The following is a 19,083-nucleotide window of genomic DNA, read 5'->3' as shown; positions in this document are numbered from 1 at the left end:
ACATCCTTACGGTTTTAGCGATGAAAAAGCCAGCCAAGCCGACCAGTGTCTTTTGTAGCATGGGGTTGTTTGGCTGGGTAGGCAGCTTGCCTTACAAATGTCCGGCGTGATCGAAAAAAAACCCATCAGGGACACTGATGGGCAAAACAGCAAGAAAACGATGCCGCGTCTAGCTGGGTTTGTGTTTTAGCCTCTCCAAAGCGTCCTTGCGTAGGTGGCCTAGGCTCTTGAAGAGAAAATCGTAAAGTGCAGCCAATTGCTTGGGGTTGTAGTGTGCCGTGGCATCCATGATGTGATGGGCAGGCAGGTTCATATCAGTAATCAGGCGCTTGCAGCGCTCTTGGTTGGGATACAGGCTGGTCATGCGCCCGTCGCGCGGGTGCGGCTTGCGCAGCAGATATCCGGCGCTTTCCAAGCGTGTAATCAAAGCCTGCGTACCACTGGGACTCAAGTCCAGTAGCTGGGCCAGCTTGCCGGGAGACAGAGGTTTGAACTCCAGTACGAACTCCAGAGCCTTGTATTCATTCAGGCTCAAGCCCGCTGCTTGTGCCAACTGGGTTTTGTTTGCCTCCAGGTAGACATCAAACTGGCGCAGCATCATGCGCACAATGTCGCTTTGCATATGCCCTGATAAAACCTCGTCCCTTGCTTCTGGCTCAGTCCAATCCGTTCTCAGGGGCTGTTTATTAGGCATATGCACACATCCTTAGCGCGGGGGAGCGCCCAGCAAACCGTCAATCAGATCGGTGATGGGGCTTAGTAGACCGACATTGGTGGCGGCGACTGTGTTGCCAGGAGGCGTTTCGGTCGTGGCCGCAGGTGGGCTAAGCAAACCATTGCCCAGCAGACCGGTGATGGGGGCCAACAAGCCTGGGTTATTGGCCATGTCGCCACCAAGACCACTCGTCACGCTGCTGACCAGGTGGGTGATAGGGGCGAGCAGGCCAGCGTTTTGTTCTGTGCCGTCCGCAAGTCCGCCAGTCAGGGAGTGGGCCAGACCAGTAATGGGGGACAGAAGCCCGTCATTGCCGACGTTCCCGCCTGCTAAGCCACCAGTTAACCCATCGACCAGATTGGTGACAGGGGCCAGTAAACCGGCGTTGTTATTGAGTGCTGTGGTTTGAGCACCGAGCAAAGGTTGTAGCTGATTGCTGCCATGCAAGAGCGCATCGCTTGTCGCGGCAAGGCTGCCCGTTAGGTTTTCCAGCGTGGAGCTAATCGGGTTGGGATTGTTGGGGTCGTTATGGAGCAGGCCTCTTGCGCTACCGACCGTATCACTGACTCCATACAACAAGTTGCCCGCCGCTTGTCCTGCGTTGAGTGGGAGATTGGCGTTTTCAATGAGCTTGCCCACAATATCGATGCCATGTTCAGTTTCGTCCAGGGTGACGTTGACGCCCTCGCTGTCGATGATGGTGCCTAGATCAATTGCTTCCATTATTCGAGCTCTCCAGGGCTCTATATCCTGGATGTCTAGTATTTGATCAGCGCTTAATCCAACACGCTGTCCGTAATTGCGCAATCCGACAGGCAGAATGTTATCTACTGCTTGACCTGTATTTGCCAAGCTCGTTTCAAGCGGGCCGGGTTGGACGACCATTGTTTCTGCTGTTCTCAGGTTTTGACTCAGGTTCAGATTTGCTGGAACAGCGAGAGGGCTGGCTCCCAGCAAATCGGCCTGGGCAGTCGTAGAGAACAGACTGGCTGTCAGGCTGAGCAAAACGATCCTGCTGGACGTAAAACGTGTCTTTATAGTCATGACTTACTCCATCTGAAGATCAGGATTGCTCAGGCGTTTCAAATCTGAATGAGTGAGCTCCTGGGGATAAGGGATGGGGCGGTTGAGCGCCCCATCCTTCCGTTTAGCGAGGGCCGCCTAGCAAGCCGCCGAGCAGGCCGGTTACCGGGGCCAGCAAGCCGCCGTTGTTGGTGGTCCCACCACCGGTATTCACGCTGCCAGAGGCACCGCCATCTACCGAAGGGGCTGCTCCGCCCAAAAGCCCGCCGGTCAAACCACCGACCAAGCCAGTTACAGGAGCCAGCAAACCGCCGTTGGCGGCGTCACCACCACCCAGTCCCCCGGTCAGGCCACCCACCAGATTTGTGACGGGAGCCAGCAAACCGCCGTTGGCAGCATCACCACCACCCAGTCCTCCGGTCAGGCCACCCACCAGATTCGTGACGGGAGCCAGCAAACCGCCGTTGGCACCTTCGCCACCACCCAGTCCCCCGGTCAGGCCACCCACCAGATTCGTGACGGGAGCCAGCAAACCGCCGTTGGCGGCGTCACCACCACCCAGTCCCCCGGTCAGGCCACCCACTAGATTCGTGACGGGAGCCAGCAAACCGCCGTTGGCACCTTCGCCACCACCCAAACCGCCGACCAAACCACCGACCAGACCCGTGACAGGAGCCAACAAGCCGCCGTTAGCGGCGTCACCACCACCCAGTCCTCCGGTCAGGCCACCGACCAGATTTGTGACGGGAGCCAGCAAACCGCCGTTGGCAGCGTCACCACCGCCCAAGCCTCCTGTCAGGCCGCCGAGCAAGCCGGTAACTGGTGAGAGCAAGCCACCTTCGCCGTTACCTGTCAGGCCACCGGTCAGGGAGGCGACGGCTTGTGTGGCGTGGTTCAAGGTATTGCCCAGCGGGTTTGTATTGCTGTCAGTTTGGTGAACCAGTCCACCGACCGAGGCAACGGCCTGGCCCAAGTGTCCAACGACACCGCCCAGACCCAGCGGGGCGGCGCCATCGATCTGAGTACCCACATTGCCCAGGGCACTACCTACGCCGCCCAATAGGGCGTTGATGGGCTGGCCAACACCTAGGCCATCGCCCACTTGTTGAGTGATATTGGTCACCGTGGCACCTACAGGAGCGACCACGGTATCCAGGGTTTCACCGACATTGCCCAGGATGGGGTTCAAGCCAACAGGCAAGATGTTGTCGACAGTCTGGCCTACGTTGGCAAGGGAAGGTTCAAGAATGGGGGCGGCATCGGTACCGTCCAGCAAACCGCCCAAACCGAGTTGGCCGGTGATGGGGTGCAACAAGCTGCCTTCGCCCAAGAGGGAGTCGGTCAGTGCCGCCACGCCACCTGTGGCGTGGCCCAGCACGGCGGTCAATGGATTAGGGTTGTTGGCGTCAGCATGCAGCAAACCGCCTGCACTGCCCACCGCGTTGCCCAATCCCGTTAAGAGACCGCCTACGCCTTGGCCTAGATTCAGGGGCAGGCCACTATTGCCCAGTTGCTCGCCCAGATTGGTCACAACACCACCTACTTGCTGTGTTAGACCATTGATGGGCTGGCCCAAGCCGGTTGCGCCGCCAATTTGTTGAGTCAGACCCGTGGCTGTGTCCACGACAGGAGCAACCACGGTGTCCAGTGTTTTGCCCAGTTTGCCACCGGTATCTTGTAGACCGACTGGCAGGACATTGTCGACGGCTTCGCCGACATTATTCAGCGTAGTTTCAAGGGGGCCTGGAGTGTGAGGGTTTCCGCCGTTATCACCACCGCCGTTGTCGCCGCCGCCGTTATCACCGCCGCCGTTATCACCGCCGCCGTTATCGCCACCGCCGTTGTCGCCACCGCCGTTATCACCGCCGCCGTTATCGCCACCGCCGTTATCGCCACCGCCGTTATCACCACCGCCGTTGTCGCCGCCGCCGTTATCACCACCGCCGTTGTCGCCACCGCCGTTATCACCGCCGCCGTTGTCGCCGCCGCCGTTATCACCGCCGTTACCTGGTCCGCCCGTGCCTGGGCCAGGGTTGGTGGGGGTTTCTCCACCGCCACCACCACTGCCGCCTCCTAATAAGCTGCCGCAGGCGGTCAAGGTCAATGTGCTGGCCATTAAGGTGGCCAGGAGTGTCAGGCGTAGGCCTGGTTTCTTGCTGTCTGTATTTTTATGCATTGCTTGCTCCAATAAATGATCGGGGTACTTGCTTGCTTCCTGATTCTTGTATAAGCAATTTGCATGCCAATTAATTTGGTTTGCGATAGGCCGCATGTGCTCTTGGTTTGGCGCAAAGTAAGCAAAAAAAAGAGGGCTATTTGTTACGGGTTTTGGGCTTTGGGCGGAACGTGTTACGTAACAAAAAAAGAACCGCTGACAAGCAGCGGTTCGGTAGAGGGAGGGCAGGGTGCTCAGGAGGTTCGTGGCACCAGGGCCTTGGCATCCAGCCAGGCTTTGGTGTTCTGCCTGAAGGTGCTCATGCTATCGACCAGAAAGTCGTACATGGCAATTAGCTGGGCCGGGTTTTGATTCGCTGCGGTGTTGATGGCCTGATTAATGGCACGCTCTTTCACAGCCAGAACCTCGCGACACTTTTCCATCACCGGGTGCAAGGCAATTACGCGCTTGTCCAGGGGGTGACGGCCCCGTGTGATGTAACCCCGATGTTCAAGGCGGTTGATCAGGGCGCTGACACCGCTGGCACTCAAGTCCATCAGGTGTGCTAACTGACCAGTGGGCAAGGCATCGAATTCCATGATGTATTCCAAGGCCTTGAAATCGTTCAGAGGCATGTTTGCCTCTTCGGCCAAGCTGGCTTTCAGAGCTTCTGCGTAGATGGTGAACTGACGACCCAGCATCTTGCCCAGATCCATCAGCATCTTTTCTGAAAGCATGCTGTGTTCATCGTTGTGCGAGGACCAGTTGGAGCGGGCCCCGGCACTTTGTGCGCCAGGGTGACGGCTCACCGGCAAACTGACCGGGTTCATGACTTTATTCATCATTGACGGCCACCTCCCAGCAGGCCACCGAGCAAGCCGGTTACGGGCGCCAGCAAGCCGCCATTGGCTTGCCCACCGCCGCTTGTGTCAGCATTTGCCTGCACGTTGACGCCGCCGGTCAATCCACCCACCAGGCCGCCGACCAAGCCGGTAACCGGTGCCAGTAAGCCGCCACCTGCCTGGCCTTCTACGGCGGCGCCACCACCAATCGAAACACTGCCTGTGATACCGCCCAGAAGGCCGGTTACAGGGGCTAGCAAGCCACCGTTGGATGCGTCACCACCAGTCAAGCCACCCGTTAAACCGCCAACCAGGTTAGTGACGGGGGCCAATAGTCCGCCGTTGGCGGCCTCACCACCGCCCAAGCCTCCGGTCAAGCCACCGACCAGGTTGGTAACCGGGGCCAGTAGCCCACCGTTCGCGCCGTCGCCGCCGCCCAAGCCGCCAGTGAGTCCACTGACCAAACCAGTAACCGGGGCCAGCAGCCCACCGTTGGCAGCATCACCGCCGCCCAAACCGCCGGTCAAACCACCGACCAGGTTAGTGACGGGTGCCAGCAAACCGCCGTTCGCTCCATCTCCGCCACCAAGGCCACCTAGCAGCCCGGTTACAGGTGCCAGCAGGCCACCCCCTTCACCGCCTGTGATGCCGCCTAAGCCACCTGTCAGGGAAGCGACGGCTTGGGTGGCGTGATTCAAGGTGTTGCCCAAGGGATTGGTGTTTGCATCTGTCGCGTGCAACAACCCGCCTGCCGAGGCGACAGCCTGTCCCAGATGTCCTACGACACCGCCCAGTCCAAGAGGCGCTGCATTGTCCAACTGGCTACCCACGTTCCCCAAGGCACTACCGACACCCCCGAGCAACGCATTGATGGGTTGGCCTACCCCTAGGCCATCACCCACTTGCTGAGTCACATTGGTGACGGTGGCAACGACCGGTGCCACCGTGTTATCCAAGGCGCCACCCACATCACCCAGAATCGGGTTCAGGCCCAGCGGCAGAATGTTGTCTACGGTTTGCCCGACATTGCCCAGTGCAGGTTGCAGGATGGGTTCGCCGCTGCCCGCCAACAAGATTCCGTCCAGGCCCAGTTGTGAGGTCAATGGGTGCAGCAGGCTGCCTTCACCCAGCAAGGAGCCGGTCAGCACTTCTACGCCTTTGGTGGCGTGGTGCAGGGTGTTGCCCAGCGGGTTGGGGTTGTTGGGATCGTTAACCAGCAAGCCGCCGACCGAACCGACGGCTTGACCCAGATGGGATAGCAGGCCGCCAGCGCCTTCACCCAGATTCAGGGGCAGGCCTGTCTGACCTAATTGCTCGCCCAGATTGGTCACAACGCCACCGACTTGATTTGTCAGACCGTTGACCGGTTGGCCCAGTCCAGTCACGCCGCCGACGGTGCGTGTGGTGTCGGTCACGATGTCGGTGACGGGTTTGAGTGCGCTATCGAGCGTTTTGCCCAGTTGATTGCCCGTTTTGCTCAGGTTCAAGGGCACTACGTTGTCCACTGCCTGGCCCAGATTGCCCAGCGCATTTTGTGTCAGGCTAGTGTCCTTGCCGCCGTTATCGCCGCCACCATTGTCCCCACCGCCGTTATCTCCACCGCCGTTATCTCCACCGCCGTTGTCTCCGCCGCCATGGTCGCCATCGCCGGGGTTGGGCAGGTTGGGATCAACAACAGGTGGGCGAACCGATACATCCAGACCATCGCGTACCCCACCGCGCGAGGAGCAACCGGCCAGAACGGCGGCGCTGATGACTAAGGTAGCGACAACGGCGCGTTGCAGCTTGCGTTGGGTCGAGGCGTTTCTTGCTGAATTCCTTGCTTTCATGTCTGACTCCGATCTGAAGTGTGAGCACGCCCTCAAGGGGCTCTTGATAGACATTAAGCAAGTATCGTGCCAGATTTTCTTGGTAATGCTTTGTTTTGATTTTGTTGTTTTTAATCAAATGGTTGGGTTGGTTTTTTGTTTTCTTTTGAAATCATGCTGCCAGGTTTCAAGGCTCATTTAAGCTTGTTGAAGGCTGTTTTTGTGGAGTGTTCCGTTCCTGTTACGTAACGTTTTTCGTAACACCTGAGCTTGAAATTCGTTGGAATGCAAAACAAAAAAGGCCATCTTGTGATGGCCTTGGGGGAACTGTGCAACAGGTGCCGTGTTTAAAACCCGTCGTAAAAGAACAGGAAGTTAGTGTTTAAACGTAGCTTGCGTTCATCGGAGTTAACCGGCAAATCTCCCAGTGGTTTGGCGACATTGATGTCAAACAAATAATGCTTGTTGTTCGATAGCCGGACCCCAATCGCAGCAGATCGCAGGTTGCGGTTGTTGTAGCTGTTGAGTCGGTCCAGGTTGTACCAGGCACGCGCCCAGTCATAGGCGATATACGGCTGAATGTTGTTGAGCCAGGTGGAAGAGTTTGTGAAGCGTCGGTTGATCTCCAGCGTAGCGCCCACGCCTTTGTCGCCCGCCAGTTCGCCTTGTGGGTAACCATAGCCATGCCGCCAGGCGCCAAAAGAAATCTGTTCGGAGTTCGGTAAGACGTTCGAGCTGTACTGGCCGCTGGCTGAAAAACTCATGCCGAACTGGCCTGGCAAAGCCAGGTTCTGTTTGAAAGAGGCTGTCCAGCGGGTGAAGTCCAAATCCAGATCCGATTCGGCATCACGCTGCAAATAGGTGTTCAGGGATTTGCGGGCGCCCATGGCATCCAGGCCTTTATATACCCCGAAATTGACCTCGCGAGATTGGCGTGGCGAGGCATCGGTATAGCGTAATTCGGCCTTCAGAGCGCGTACGTCCGTGGTGTTTTCAATCCAGACATTATCCAGCGTTTTGTGGGTGTAATCGTCCAGGGAGCGGCTGGCATAAAAGCCCGCTGTGCCTTTAAGGCTGCGCTGATTGTTCAAAATAAAGGGATAGCTGATCGCCGCCCCGATGCGTTCGTTGATGACCTTACGGTTCCAGCCTTGGCTTTCCAGCACTTCGTCGCGCGGCTCGGAGCGGTAGTGATAACCGTCAATTTCCAGGTTCAAGCCGTTGCCGGTCAGGGGAATGGTCAGGTTACCGCTGACATATTTGACGTCTTCGGAGTGGGTAGGAATGGCGGCGGTCAGTTTTAGCTCTTCGCCCAAGGGAGTCAGGCTATTGGCGCTCAGTTGTACCAGAGCCTGCTTGCTGGAGCCCATTTCCGCGACACTGGCATTGGCTCTGAAGGATTTGTGCTGGGCATTGATGAGCAGTTCAGAGGCGCCATCGGTGCGTACGGGCATGTCCAGCTTGGGATCGATTTTCAGGCCAGGGACGGTACGCAGCAGATTCATGGTGCGCTCCAGCGTGCGCTGGGTCAGCGGCTTTTCATCCACCATGGCCTGGGCAATGCGTTCGATGCGTGCCTGGCTGCGTCCTGGATCGCCCTCAATACGAACACTGCCCACATGGCCCTCCACCACCGTGACCTTGATATGTCCTTGCGAGAAGTCCTGCTGCTGCAAGATGGCAAAGGACAGCGGGTAGCCTTGTTGTTGATACAGGGCGGTGATCTTGTTCACCTCATTGATCAACTGGGCAATGCTGAGTGTTTTGCCAGCCAGGGGTTCCAAAATAGCGGTGATCTGCTCAAAAGGAATGCTGCGACTGCCGCTGACATCAAAGCTTCGCACCACCACTTGCAGTTGCAGTTGTTGTTGCAACTGACTTTGGGCTGCTGCGGGCGGGATATGTAAAGAGGGCGCGCGGGTGCTGGGTGTAGGCGCATTAATAGGCGGCAAAGAGTCAACCGGGTTCCCCCGCAAGGGGGCGTTTGCCCAGCTTTCTGAACCTGTTGTGGCCAGACCCATGCATAAACCCAAGCTGATGATGATACCGGGGTTTTTTTTTCTGGGCAGGGCCAGCGACAAGTGGTGCTTGAGATTCATGTTCATTAATGAGTATTCGCTAGAAATCGGGCGCTTTTTTCTACTGTGCCGTAGTTTATCTTCGCTGTCACTTTTTGGTGTTTGAAAGCGGGGAATTCCTTCTTGACGCTTTAAAAAGCGTTAACTATTACATTTTGAAACGTAAAAAAAATAGGCATGATTTAGCTTGTTAGCGAACAGTCCTTTATCACTGTATTCATGCTTACTTAAGGGGGTTCTGGTTTTCCCTTGTGGGTAGCGACGAATCGAAAAAAAACCGCTTTCTTTCAAGTAATTAAAGCTGTATTCCTGGTGTTCTACAACAATGGGTTTCCGTTTGTTCTGTTTCATTTTGAAATGATAAAAACGGTAACATTAACAAGATTCGACACAAAACAGGTAAGTAAAGGTTTCAAATTAGCTGTTTTTTAGCCTTTTTTCATGGGAATTTGGCTGTTGTAAATACACAATCATGCGTTTTTCGTATCTTTAGGCTAGAATTCGTTTGTGTATTTAACGGTTGTTACACGTAAACCCTAGTAAAAACATAGACATACCTGGGTTTAAGATGATTTCATCTGAAAAATACAAAAATTGATAACAGTTAGCGGTGAAAGTTGCCAAGTTTGGCAAAGTGTTGTGCCCCGAGGGGCCTCTAGCCCTCGCCATTGAGGGTGGTTTTTTCTTTTTAAATGGGGACGGTCATGAAGACTCAACTTCAGCAATTCTGGAACGATGAAGACGGTGCAACGGCTATTGAATACGGCCTGATCGCAGGGCTGATCGCTGTGGCGATTATTGCTGCTTTGACAGCACTCGGTGCCGATTTGCGTGCGATGTTTGAGAAGGTTTCCACGTCAGTTAAGGCTGGAACGGAAGGCACAACCAAATCGGGGGGGTAATCTCTAGTTTTAATTACGAGATTGTTGTTCGAGCATCAGCCAATTCAAGAATGGCTGTGCCTTTTAGCTTGAATGGCTGATGCTTATGCCCGTTTTAATTAATCTTTCTTTTATTTTTATTCTGTTTTTCTTTTCCGTTCAGATTATTTATAACGATCTGAGATTACGGAAAATTCCTAATGCCTTATTAGTTTTTTATGGTTTAGCGGTTCTGCTGCATAAGCTTGTTGTTAGCCTGTCTTATGGCCTTCCTTTTGGATGGGTGGCGGGTTGGGGGGACTCCTTGATCGGTTTTGCAGCCGCCCTGATCGTGTTTTATCCAGTCTGGTTATTACGTTTGATGGGGGCAGCCGATGTAAAGCTGATGGCGGTGCTGGGCCTGGCCTTGGGGTGGAAAGAAGCCGGCATGGTGGTGTTGTTTGGCACGGTATTGGCCGGTTTGCATGCCTTGGTACTGGTGCTGATTCCATCGTTGGAACGTAAGTACGGATTTGCTTTGCCGGGCGTCCGGGTCAAGGCACGTAGTGTGCCCTTGGGGGCCTGGTTATGCCTTGCAACAATGGGGTGGGTATGGATTCACAATCAATAAAGCCCCCACGAGAGGGCCAATTCGCAAAACGGCGTGGTGTCGATAAAAAGTACCAACAAGGAGCCTACGCGCTGGAGTTTGCATTGGTTTTTCCCCTGCTGTTTCTCTTTATGTATGGCTTGCTGACGTTCGGTTTGATCATGACCGCCCAGCAGTCTTTGAATTTTGCGGCCGAATCCGGTGCCCGTGCTGCCCTGATTGAGCCAGGTGCTGGGCCGGGCGGCCCTATGCTTAGCCCGGATCGTTTGCAGGCACGCGCGGATCGCGCCAAGGCAGTGGCTGCCGATCAGGTGCAGTGGTTAAGCAGTTGGGTGGGCAGTGAGCATGTACGCATCACCACGGATTTGCATAGTGAAGAGCTGCGTGTTGGCATTGTGTACGACTATCTTCAAGCCCCGCTGATTCCCCGTTTCGCTCCCGATACCTTGTTTGCCTTGGTGGTGCCCGAACAATTAAAGGGCAATGCGCAAATTAATTTGCTGGTCGCTGGCGAAGTGGGCGCAATGGGGGGCACGCCATGACTCGGTTAGCCCAGTCCTTGCCTGCCACGCAGCACCAGCAAGGCATTGCTGCTATCGAATTCGCCTTGATGGTGGGGGTTCTACTGCTGATCTTCAGCGGCATCATCACGTTTAGCTCTTTGTTTTTGGCCAAGCAGAAAATGAGCCATCTGGTCGGTGACCTTTCCCGGCAAGTGACGATGCACGTCAAAACCGTGGATGAAATAGCCCCCTTTTTGAATGACGTACTGGCGAAAGATTATGGCAAGGGCCAAGCCAAGAGCGATGCGTTTTTGCATTGGTTTGGCGATCTTAGTGCGGATGTTCAGTCCCAGGCCTGTACCTCGGAGTCGCAGTACGACTGCGCCCAGATTTCCCTGACGCTGGATATTGAACCCGGAATCCTTTCTCAAACCCTGGATCTGCTCAGACCTGAAGAAGATCAGGCAGATCCATTGCGCAGCTTAAGCGCCAAGACATTACTCGTACTACGGAGACCACATTAATGAGCGGCATTATGAAGGGGGCAGCAGTCCTTTTATTGCTGATCGCAGCCGTGCTGGTTGCGTTTGCCTTGTACCTGGGTATGAAGCCCAAACCCGAGGTCATCCAGCCAGTAGTTAGCACGCAAAACACAGAGCCTGCGGCCAGCTTGCAGGCGGTGGTTCTGGTCAAACGAGATGTGAAAGCCGGGGAAACCTTGCAGGCCGATGCCCTGGAGCTGGCGCAGTGGCCTGCCGCTCCCGCTCAGTCTTTCAATAACTTGGAGGCCTTGACCGGCAAAACCTTGCGTTTTGATCTGGGCCAGGGCCAGCCAGTGCTGAGCAGTTTCATTGCTAAAAGCTTGGCCACGTATCTGGAAGATGGCGAGCGGGCCGTCACCATTCCCATTGACGTGATTACCGGCGCCAGCCATAGGGTGGAGCCGGGTGATCTGGTTGATATTTTCATCACCTTCAATAGTGGTAACGAGGTCAACGACACGCAAGCCCGTTTGTTGATGCCGCGTGTGCGCGTGCTGGCCTACGGCGGTGCCTCGCTGTCCGGGCCGGATCCGGTGCAAGCCAATACCAACAATCGTGCCGAGACCCAAGCCCGCCATGCCATGTTGGCGGTCCCTGTGGAGTCGGTCAATGAGCTTTTGCTGGCCAGCCGCAGCGGCGGCCTGCAATTGGTCTTGCGTGCGCCCCAGGACGAAAACCTGCCTGATGCTTCTTTATTCCCCGAATTTGCGGGCTTGATTCCAGCGCGTGCGGGGCTGGACGCGGATCAACGCGACGCCTTGAAATTGCCGGAAAACCGTGCGATGGCCGGTTTGGGCTTGCGCGAGTTTGCCATCAGCCAGACTGAAAAAGAGCAGGTTCAGGCACGAGCCAAAGCCAATGGTGAACCGTATGCGGCGCCGCCGCGCCGCACGGAAGTCATCCGCGGGGGCCGTTTAGAGGTCATTCAGTATTAAGCAATACACATCTTGTTGTGGGGACGGGTCAGCCAAGCTGTGGGGGCTGACGGGAAGCGACGCAAGGCAGCATGGATTAAACACATGAGACAGAAAATCAAAAAAGCGGGTCTGGGTTTGGGGTGCTGGTACGCGCTCTGCTTGTTGGGTCTGGCACCGATTCCAGCCATGGCACAAACGACGCAGACCAGCGCCAGCCAGAAGGTGATTCGCCTGGTCGCTAACGATCAGGATGTTTTGCGCTTGTCGCAAGTGCCGCAGCGTGTGGCGATCAGCGATGAAAGTGTGGCGGATGTGCAGATCCTGTCTGCGTCGGCCGGACAGCGGGGCGAGGTTCTGCTGATTGGCAAGCGCGCAGGCACAGCGGATTTGCGTGTCTGGATGCCGGGTCGCACCAACCCGGATCGCTGGACTATTGAAGTGACCAGCCAGGTGCAGCAGCAACTGGCGCAATCGGGCAGCCCTCTGTCGGCACAGATCTCCAGTGCCGGGCAGCAGTCCTTGATTACGGGGAGTAGTCCGTCTTTGCTGGATCATCAAAATGCCATGGCCGCAGCACGTTCTGGCTCCGGCCCGGATGCGGATGTGCTGGACCTGTCCGAGGTCAGCACCAGTGGCATGGTGCAGGTAGAAGTCAAAGTGGTGGAGGTTTCCCGTGAAGTGATGAAGGACATCGGCCTGAGTGCCAATGCCATTGGCGGTAAACCCTGGTCGGGCGGAGTGAACTTGCTGCCTCAGGCTTTAAGCGGCGGTTTGAGTCTGGCGTATAACTCGCGCAACTTTAGTGCGGCCTTGAATCTGCTGGAGCAAAATGGCTTGGCCCGTGTGCTGGCCGAGCCGACTTTGGTCGCCATGTCCGGCCATAGCGCCAGCTTTCTGTCCGGTGGCGAAATCCCTATCCCCAGCTCGGGCGGTTTGGGAACGACCACGGTGGAATACAAGCCTTTCGGGATTGGTTTGACGGTGACGCCAACCGTGCTGTCTCCCGAACGTATTGCCTTGAAGGTTGCCCCGGAAGCCAGTGATCTGGATTACTCACGTGTGGTGGAAATGCCCGGTGGCGGCGTGATGCCTTCACTGCGCACCCGCCGTGCCGATACCACGATCGAGCTGGGTGATGGCCAGAGCTACATCATCAGTGGCCTGGTGTCGCGCCAAACCGCAGCCGCCGTCAAAAAGATCCCCTTCCTGGGTGATCTGCCGATTCTGGGCAGTTTTTTCCGCAACGTGCAGTACAGCCAGAAAGAGCTGGAACTGGTCATTGTCGTCACGCCCCGTCTGATCAAACCTATCCAGAAAGGTGCCACGATTGCCTTGCCGGGTGGTCGTCAGGAAAAGCTGGATGACGCACCCAATGCCTGGGGCTACTTCTTGCTGGGCCGTCATGGTTACGAGCAGATGCCAGGGTTTTCGCGCTAAGCGCGTGGAGTGGTGACGTGCAACGATATCGGGAATATCTCTTGTGTACAGAGCACCCCGAGCTGGCTGTGATGATCAATACGGCAGCCGCCGGCTTGCTGACGGTAAGGGCGATTGAGCCCACGACCGAGAGTTTGCGCCGGGAGTTGGCCAAGCAAGCAGAACCTTTGGTGTTTTTTGACTTTGTGCATGGACAGCATGGGGATGAAAACGGACCGGTCATGACCTTGGTGCGCAGCCTGGCCCGGCTCGATGCCAGTGTGCAGCGTGTAGCGGTGGGACGGGCCTCGGTGCCGCAGGGGCCTGTGAATGCCTTGCGTGCGGGTGCCAATGAGTTCCTGAACCTGGATACGACTGAAGACCTGCATCATCAGTTGCAGGTGCTGATAGAAAAACTGGGGCAGGCCCAGCATAGCCCTTTGCTGGACAAGCCTTTTCGCAGTGTTTTGTTGATGGGCGCGCGTATTGGCGTCGGTTGCAGCACCGCCGCCAGCAGTCTGGCCTGGCTCTTGCAGCAAGAGATGAATCGCGTGGGCAAGGAAGTTCGCGGTGTGTCTTCGGCCAAGCCTTTACCGATTGAGCTGGTGCCGCTGACCGAGCGGGTGGGTTTGCTGGATCTGGGAGCGCCTACCGGAGACTGTGCGTTGTACATGGGCTTGGGGTCGGATTTTGACTTTATTCAGGCCGCCTCGCAGCGTCATCGCATGGACGACACCATGCTGCACTCGGCGCTGGCGCAGCACAGTAGCGGTTTGAACCTACTGTCTTTGCCCGCCGATGTGAACACCTTGAATCAGATCAGTCTGGAGGATTCGCTGGGCCTGTGCAGTTATTTGCGTGAACGCATGGGCTGTCTGGTCATTGATGCCGGTGGCTTTCCTAATCCGCGTTTTCTGGTGGAACTGGAGTCGCTGGTGGACGAGGTGCTGGTGGTAACCGACCAAAGTATGGGAGCGCTGGTATCCCTGGCGGAATTCATGGCTGTGCGTGCGCAGTTCGATGCGCTGGCCAATGTGCGTCTGGTGGTCAATCAGTTTGATCCGGCTTACGGCTTTTCGGGGCAAGCCATTGCAGAGCGCTTTGGCCTGGAACTGGCAGCCGTGCTACCGGATCGGCGTCTTGGGCATATGCGCAGCGCCGGGTTGGGCAAGATTTTGGTGCAAGTGGATGAGAAGGACCCGTATACCCGTGCCTTGCAAAGTCTGGCATCGGGGCTGACGGGACGCAGGCAGGGGCTGTCACAAAACAAGGTCAGTTCGGTTTTGGGACGGTTGAAATTCAGGTTCGGGGGCTGAACAGGCCCAAGCATGGAAAAGTAAAGCATGAACAATACTTCATTGCTCGGTGGTCGTCCCGACCTGATTCAGGTTCGAGAACAGGCCCATGAACATTTGCTGGCTCGCATCGAGGAGTTGGGAGCCGAGTTTGGCCGCTGGACACGGCAGGCCATTCAGGATTTTGTGGGTATCGAATTAGCCAGCTTTGTGCGTTTGAAGCGGGTACCTGTCAACGAACAGGAAGTGCGCGAGATCGTGCAGGCGCTGACTCGTGAACTGGCGGGTTTGGGGCCTTTGGAGGATCTGCTGGAAGATCCTGGGGTCGAAGATATTCTGATCAACGGCTACGACAAGCTGTTTGTGTCGCGTGGTGGCGTTCTGGGGCGTGAGCCCAGCGGCTTTACCGACGATCAGCATGTGCTGCGCATTGTGCGTCGTATTTTGGCTCCGCTGGGACGCAGGTTGGACGAGTCGGTTCCGATGGTCGATGCCCGTTTGCCCGATGGTGGTCGCCTGAACGTGGTCATTCACCCCTTGGCGGTGGATGGCCCCATGGTCTCCATCCGCAAGTTCCGCAAGGATCCGCTCAAACCGGAAGACTTGCTGCGCCTGGGGGCCTTTGACGAACCGGTTGACCGCTTGCTGCAAGCGGCCGTGGCTTCGCGTTGCAATATTTTGATTTCTGGCGGGACCAGCTCGGGCAAGACCTCTTTGCTAAATGCGCTGGCCTTTTACATCCCCAAGACCGAGCGCGTTGTCACAGTAGAGGATACCGCCGAACTGGCCTTGAACCACCCGCATGTGGTGCGTCTGGAAGCGCGTCAGGCAGGATATGACGGCAGTGGCGAGATTTCGATTCGTGAACTGTTGCGTAACAGCTTGCGTATGCGTCCTGACCGGGTGGTGGTGGGTGAGGTGCGAGGTGCCGAAGTCATCGACATGCTGCAGGCCATGAACACCGGCCATGAAGGTTCCATGGCCACAATCCACGCCAACTCGCCGCGTGAATGTGTGTATCGAGTGGAAATGCTGGCCGGTTTTGCGGGTTTCCAGGGTAGTGAAGACAGCTTGCGCCGGCAGATTGCCAGTGCGCTGGACTTCATTATTCAGATTGGTCGCTTGCCCAACGGCAAGCGCCGGGTGCTGTCTATTACCGAAGTGACCGGCATGGGCGATGGCGTGATTGCCATGCAAGAGCTGTATCGCCACGAATCCTATGTGCTGGACGATGGCACCGAACAGGATCGTTGGGTCAGCCTGGGCATTCATCCGCATACCCGCAAGTTGCTGCAGTATCGCGACCAACTGGCTAACGAGCAAGCTCAGGCTCAGGAAAACACGCCTAAAGAAGGCGGTGGTTTTTGGGATTGGAGACGCTAAATGATGGCGTTGTATATCGCTTTGGCGGCTGTGATTTTAATGCTGGGGGCGTTGCTGCTTTGGGCCAAAGGTGCCCAGCACCAGCAGGCACAGCGTTCAGCCCACGTTCTGGAGCAGCAGTTGGCTTTGCGCCCGGCGGTACAGAGCAGCGTACGGGTACAGCCCGGCACCCAGGATGCCTGGTTGGGCGCACCGAAAGGGTGGCGTGAGTTCATGCTGCGCACCGGGATTCGGCCCTCGCAGCGTTTTTATCTGACCCTTTTGCTGTGCATCGTGGTGCCGCCTGCTGTCTTGCTGGTGCTGGTTGGCCCTGTGGCGGGGGGCGCCATGCTGCTTGCGACGGTGCTGGGAGCCTATACCTTTTTGTGGTTTCGCAGCGATAAGCGTCACCGCAAAATCGTGTCGCAAATTCCTGACTTTCTGGATCTGATGGTGCGACTGATCACCATTGGCAACAGCATGGGCGCGGCCTTTTTAAGTGCGGCTGACAACACGCCGCAACCTTTGGGCCAGGTGTTGCAGGATGCAAACTCCCTGCATCGGTCTGGTCAGGATCTGGATGTGGCCTTGCGTGCTGTGTCGCGCCAACACGGCTTACATGAGCTGTTTTTGGTGGCTGCCGTTATCAGCGTAGCGATGCGTTTTGGTGGCCGTAGTGACCAGACCATGGAACGTATGGCGGGTTTCATGCGTGACCGGGAAAATGCGCGCAGCGAGCTGGTCGCCTTGTCGGCTGAAGTACGCCTGTCCGCCTGGATTTTGGCTTTATTGCCGATCCTGATCGGGGTCTACATTCTGATTTTCAATAACGAGCTGTTCCTGACGATGTGGAATGACCCGGTGGGTTTTCGCATGCTGTTGTTCGCAGCAGTCCTGCAGTGTGTGGGTTGTTATTGGCTGTATTGGATGGCACGCAATGTCTAGGAGCAAGACATGATGGCCTTGGAAGCACAAACCGTTCTGGTCTGGGGAGCCGTGGCTTGCGCATTGGCAGGCTTGATTCTGTTTGCTTTGTGGTTTCACCACCATTGGCAGCAGCGTCAGCAAGCCACGCGTTTAAGCCAGGTCGTTGATGAACGCCTGAAAGGTGCAGCGCATACGTCGCAGGCGCCTAGCCAGTCTCGTCAAACGGTGGAACAGATCAAGATGCAGGCAGGCAGTTTGGGGGAGCGTTGGCTTAAAGGGCGCTTCGGATCCAGCCTGCTTAGTGAAGAAGATCGCGTGCTCGTCATGAATGCTGGCTTCAAGCATATTGATGTGGCGCGGCAGTATTTCGTCTTGAGTCGAGTGGGCCTGAGCATTTTCCTGATTATCTTGTTCAGCTTGCTGCCCATGACGCGCAGGCTAAATGAGTATGTGCCGTTTGTGTCCGTGTTCCTTGGCTTTGCCCTGGGCTGGATGTTACCCAAATGGTGGCTGGTACGCCGCGTCTCGCAGCGTCGTCTGCGTATCGCTGCCGAGCTGCCTTTGTTTGTGGACTTGCTGCGTTTGTTGCAAGGCGTGGGCCTGTCCATGGACCAGACCTTGCACACCATCGAGCGTGAATTTCATGACGTGATTCCCGTTATGGGTTCCGAGCTGACCATTGCGGTCGAGCAATACGCCCGTGGCCGTACTCGTGAGCAGTCTTTGGAGCGGATTGCCAGCGGCTTTACCAACGAGGACCTGGCCGTGATCTGCCGCCTGATTGTGCAGGTGGATCAGCACGGCGGTGCCATGCAAGAACCCTTGCACCGCTTCGGTGTGCGCTTGCGCGAGCAGCGTCGTCTGGAGCTGAAGGCCAAAGTGGGCAAATTGACGGTGAAGATGACGGGCGTCATGGTGCTGACTTTGCTGCCTGCCTTGTTGATTATTACTGCAGGGTCGGGTTTTCTGGCCTTGTTCCGTGGCTTGAGCCAAGTGGCCGGAGGATGATTTTAATGAAAACGTCGACATGGATTCGTCCCGTAATGCGCTGGGCTGCACTGGGTTTGGGCAGTACCTTGCTGGTGGCGTGCTCCACCACGGATTCGGCTTACGAGCTGGTGCGTCAGCAACAGGAGCAGGAAGCCTTTTTGCAGAGCAAAGAGATTGAGCACTGGGAAAAGCGCAAGCCCACCGACAAGCAGATGGCGGTACGCATGCTGCAAGAGACGCAGAAGCAGGGACGTTACTTTGCGTCCCTGGCCTATGCCGAGGCCATGGAAAAAGAATACGGCACCGATCCAGAGGTCATGGTGTTGCGGGCCGAGGCGCAGCGTCAAACCGGGCAGTTGGAACAAGCCGCGCATACGTTTAAGGCTCTGTTGAATACGCCAGTGGCCGGGAGGGCCTATCAAGGCTTGGGTTTGATCGCTGGTTCGCAAGAGCACTTTGATCAGGCCGCCCATTTTCTGAAACAGGCCGCTCAGCAAGACCCTACGAACGCGATTGTCCAAAGCGATCTGGCCTATGCCTACTTGCGTTCCGGCCGCCCCCAGGAAGCACGTCTGGCCTTGGGCAAGGCCGCAGAACTGGCCCCGGACAATCCCAAGATCTTGAGCAATATGGCCTTGTATCTGCTGGTTAGCCAGGAGACGCAACGCGCCGGTTTTGTGATGCAGCAGGCGGGTATGGACCCGGCAACCCAGCAAGCCATTGTGCAGATGGCCGAGCAAATTGGGCAGGAACTAGAGCAATTGCATGCGCGTCAGCAAATGCAGAAACAACAGGAGCGGCGCATGGCAGCGGCTGCAAAGCAAGAGCAGGCCAGAGCTCAGGCGGTGGCATTGAGCTCAGCCCCCTCGGTGGCAGTGGATCAAGTGGTCTTGAATCGATCCGTTCAGCCTCAGCGCCAGGTCGTGGCTCGTCCCGCCCCTGTTGTGGTTTCCTCCACGCAAGCGGGCTTGAACCGACCCTTGCTCGAGAGCCTGGGCCCTGTGTCCTCGTCAATGAATTGATTGCCGTTTTTTCAAGGA

17 protein-coding genes are annotated in these 19,083 nt (G+C 56.6%); 11 read left to right on the top strand and 6 right to left on the bottom strand.

What is annotated here, in order from left to right:
• Positions 1-169: 169 nt before the first annotated feature.
• The 6 genes from AC6I6N_RS07430 to AC6I6N_RS07405 all read right to left on the bottom strand — a co-directional run bounded on the left by AC6I6N_RS07430 (position 170) and on the right by AC6I6N_RS07405 (position 8,648).
• Positions 170-622 carry a MarR family winged helix-turn-helix transcriptional regulator gene (locus AC6I6N_RS07430; RefSeq protein WP_264671845.1) on the bottom strand — a complete coding sequence of 151 codons (453 nt, stop codon included), beginning with the start codon at positions 620-622 and terminating at the stop codon, positions 170-172.
• A gap of 84 nt (positions 623-706) precedes the next feature.
• Positions 707-1,600, bottom strand: a complete 894-nt coding sequence (locus AC6I6N_RS07425) for a hypothetical protein (RefSeq protein ID WP_497943394.1) — start codon at positions 1,598-1,600, stop codon at positions 707-709.
• Between the two features lie 262 nt (positions 1,601-1,862).
• Positions 1,863-3,914 carry a collagen-like triple helix repeat-containing protein gene (locus AC6I6N_RS07420; protein ID WP_497943355.1) on the bottom strand — a complete coding sequence of 684 codons (2,052 nt, stop codon included), beginning with the start codon at positions 3,912-3,914 and terminating at the stop codon, positions 1,863-1,865.
• Positions 3,915-4,147: 233 nt separating this feature from the next.
• On the bottom strand, positions 4,148-4,738 hold the full coding sequence (locus AC6I6N_RS07415) for a MarR family winged helix-turn-helix transcriptional regulator (RefSeq protein WP_230017640.1): 591 nt from the start codon (positions 4,736-4,738) through the stop codon (positions 4,148-4,150).
• Positions 4,735-6,564 carry a collagen-like triple helix repeat-containing protein gene (locus AC6I6N_RS07410; RefSeq protein ID WP_249459874.1) on the bottom strand — a complete coding sequence of 610 codons (1,830 nt, stop codon included), beginning with the start codon at positions 6,562-6,564 and terminating at the stop codon, positions 4,735-4,737. Before AC6I6N_RS07410 ends, AC6I6N_RS07415 begins: the two co-directional genes overlap by 4 nt.
• Before the next feature lie 326 nt (positions 6,565-6,890).
• Complete coding sequence (locus AC6I6N_RS07405; RefSeq protein ID WP_497943354.1) at positions 6,891-8,648, bottom strand: ShlB/FhaC/HecB family hemolysin secretion/activation protein; 1,758 nt, start codon at positions 8,646-8,648, stop codon at positions 6,891-6,893.
• Positions 8,649-9,325: 677 nt separating this feature from the next.
• Between AC6I6N_RS07405 and AC6I6N_RS07400 the strand changes: the two genes are divergently transcribed.
• The 11 genes from AC6I6N_RS07400 to AC6I6N_RS07350 all read left to right on the top strand — a co-directional run bounded on the left by AC6I6N_RS07400 (position 9,326) and on the right by AC6I6N_RS07350 (position 19,065).
• Positions 9,326-9,523 (top strand): Flp family type IVb pilin, encoded by a 198-nt coding sequence (locus AC6I6N_RS07400; protein ID WP_094197402.1) that lies wholly within the window; start codon positions 9,326-9,328, stop codon positions 9,521-9,523.
• A 79-nt stretch (positions 9,524-9,602) separates the two neighbouring features.
• The gene (locus AC6I6N_RS07395) at positions 9,603-10,112 is read left to right on the top strand and encodes an A24 family peptidase (protein ID WP_319802189.1); all 510 of its coding nucleotides are present in this window, start codon (positions 9,603-9,605) and stop codon (positions 10,110-10,112) included.
• Entirely contained in the window at positions 10,094-10,633 is a 540-nt protein-coding gene (locus tag AC6I6N_RS07390; RefSeq protein WP_230017648.1) for a TadE/TadG family type IV pilus assembly protein, read from the top strand. Before AC6I6N_RS07395 ends, AC6I6N_RS07390 begins: the two co-directional genes overlap by 19 nt.
• On the top strand, positions 10,630-11,118 hold the full coding sequence (locus tag AC6I6N_RS07385; protein WP_497943353.1) for a TadE/TadG family type IV pilus assembly protein: 489 nt from the start codon (positions 10,630-10,632) through the stop codon (positions 11,116-11,118). Before AC6I6N_RS07390 ends, AC6I6N_RS07385 begins: the two co-directional genes overlap by 4 nt.
• Positions 11,118-12,071: a Flp pilus assembly protein CpaB gene (gene cpaB, locus AC6I6N_RS07380; protein ID WP_094197400.1), complete on the top strand. Its 954-nt coding sequence runs from the start codon at positions 11,118-11,120 to the stop codon at positions 12,069-12,071. Before AC6I6N_RS07385 ends, cpaB begins: the two co-directional genes overlap by 1 nt.
• Before the next feature lie 84 nt (positions 12,072-12,155).
• Entirely contained in the window at positions 12,156-13,490 is a 1,335-nt protein-coding gene (locus tag AC6I6N_RS07375) for a type II and III secretion system protein family protein (RefSeq protein ID WP_094197399.1), read from the top strand.
• A 17-nt stretch (positions 13,491-13,507) separates the two neighbouring features.
• Positions 13,508-14,785, top strand: coding sequence for a CpaE/TadZ family protein (locus tag AC6I6N_RS07370; RefSeq protein ID WP_234354323.1), 1,278 nt, complete (start codon positions 13,508-13,510; stop codon positions 14,783-14,785).
• Between the two features lie 27 nt (positions 14,786-14,812).
• Complete coding sequence (locus AC6I6N_RS07365; protein WP_497943352.1) at positions 14,813-16,147, top strand: TadA family conjugal transfer-associated ATPase; 1,335 nt, start codon at positions 14,813-14,815, stop codon at positions 16,145-16,147.
• Complete coding sequence (locus tag AC6I6N_RS07360; protein ID WP_094197397.1) at positions 16,148-17,071, top strand: type II secretion system F family protein; 924 nt, start codon at positions 16,148-16,150, stop codon at positions 17,069-17,071.
• A gap of 9 nt (positions 17,072-17,080) precedes the next feature.
• The gene (locus AC6I6N_RS07355; protein WP_094197396.1) at positions 17,081-18,061 is read left to right on the top strand and encodes a type II secretion system F family protein; all 981 of its coding nucleotides are present in this window, start codon (positions 17,081-17,083) and stop codon (positions 18,059-18,061) included.
• Between the two features lie 5 nt (positions 18,062-18,066).
• Positions 18,067-19,065, top strand: a complete 999-nt coding sequence (locus tag AC6I6N_RS07350) for a tetratricopeptide repeat protein (RefSeq protein ID WP_497943351.1) — start codon at positions 18,067-18,069, stop codon at positions 19,063-19,065.
• The last annotated feature ends 18 nt before the right edge of the window (positions 19,066-19,083 follow it).

It is taken from the genome of Alcaligenes sp. LTN-3 (assembly GCF_059735605.1).
The sequence above is the reverse complement of the archived record's forward strand: the minus strand, read 5'-3'. Positions and strand labels throughout refer to the sequence as shown.

Bases quoted from the DNA above. Each gene is read 5' to 3' on its own strand.
- AC6I6N_RS07430 (WP_264671845.1), bottom strand. From the start codon at position 622: ATGCAAAGCGACATTGTGCGCATGATGCTGCGCCAGTTTGATGTCTAC.
- AC6I6N_RS07425 (WP_497943394.1), bottom strand. From the start codon at position 1,600: ATGGTCGTCCAACCCGGCCCGCTTGAAACGAGCTTGGCAAATACAGGT.
- AC6I6N_RS07420 (WP_497943355.1), bottom strand. From the start codon at position 3,914: ATGCATAAAAATACAGACAGCAAGAAACCAGGCCTACGCCTGACACTC.
- AC6I6N_RS07415 (WP_230017640.1), bottom strand. From the start codon at position 4,738: ATGATGAATAAAGTCATGAACCCGGTCAGTTTGCCGGTGAGCCGTCAC.
- AC6I6N_RS07410 (WP_249459874.1), bottom strand. From the start codon at position 6,564: ATGAAAGCAAGGAATTCAGCAAGAAACGCCTCGACCCAACGCAAGCTG.
- AC6I6N_RS07405 (WP_497943354.1), bottom strand. From the start codon at position 8,648: ATGAACATGAATCTCAAGCACCACTTGTCGCTGGCCCTGCCCAGAAAA.
- AC6I6N_RS07400 (WP_094197402.1), top strand. From the start codon at position 9,326: ATGAAGACTCAACTTCAGCAATTCTGGAACGATGAAGACGGTGCAACG.
- AC6I6N_RS07395 (WP_319802189.1), top strand. From the start codon at position 9,603: ATGCTTATGCCCGTTTTAATTAATCTTTCTTTTATTTTTATTCTGTTT.
- AC6I6N_RS07390 (WP_230017648.1), top strand. From the start codon at position 10,094: ATGGATTCACAATCAATAAAGCCCCCACGAGAGGGCCAATTCGCAAAA.
- AC6I6N_RS07385 (WP_497943353.1), top strand. From the start codon at position 10,630: ATGACTCGGTTAGCCCAGTCCTTGCCTGCCACGCAGCACCAGCAAGGC.
- cpaB (WP_094197400.1), top strand. From the start codon at position 11,118: ATGAGCGGCATTATGAAGGGGGCAGCAGTCCTTTTATTGCTGATCGCA.
- AC6I6N_RS07375 (WP_094197399.1), top strand. From the start codon at position 12,156: ATGAGACAGAAAATCAAAAAAGCGGGTCTGGGTTTGGGGTGCTGGTAC.
- AC6I6N_RS07365 (WP_497943352.1), top strand. From the start codon at position 14,813: ATGAACAATACTTCATTGCTCGGTGGTCGTCCCGACCTGATTCAGGTT.
- AC6I6N_RS07360 (WP_094197397.1), top strand. From the start codon at position 16,148: ATGATGGCGTTGTATATCGCTTTGGCGGCTGTGATTTTAATGCTGGGG.
- AC6I6N_RS07355 (WP_094197396.1), top strand. From the start codon at position 17,081: ATGATGGCCTTGGAAGCACAAACCGTTCTGGTCTGGGGAGCCGTGGCT.
- AC6I6N_RS07350 (WP_497943351.1), top strand. From the start codon at position 18,067: ATGAAAACGTCGACATGGATTCGTCCCGTAATGCGCTGGGCTGCACTG.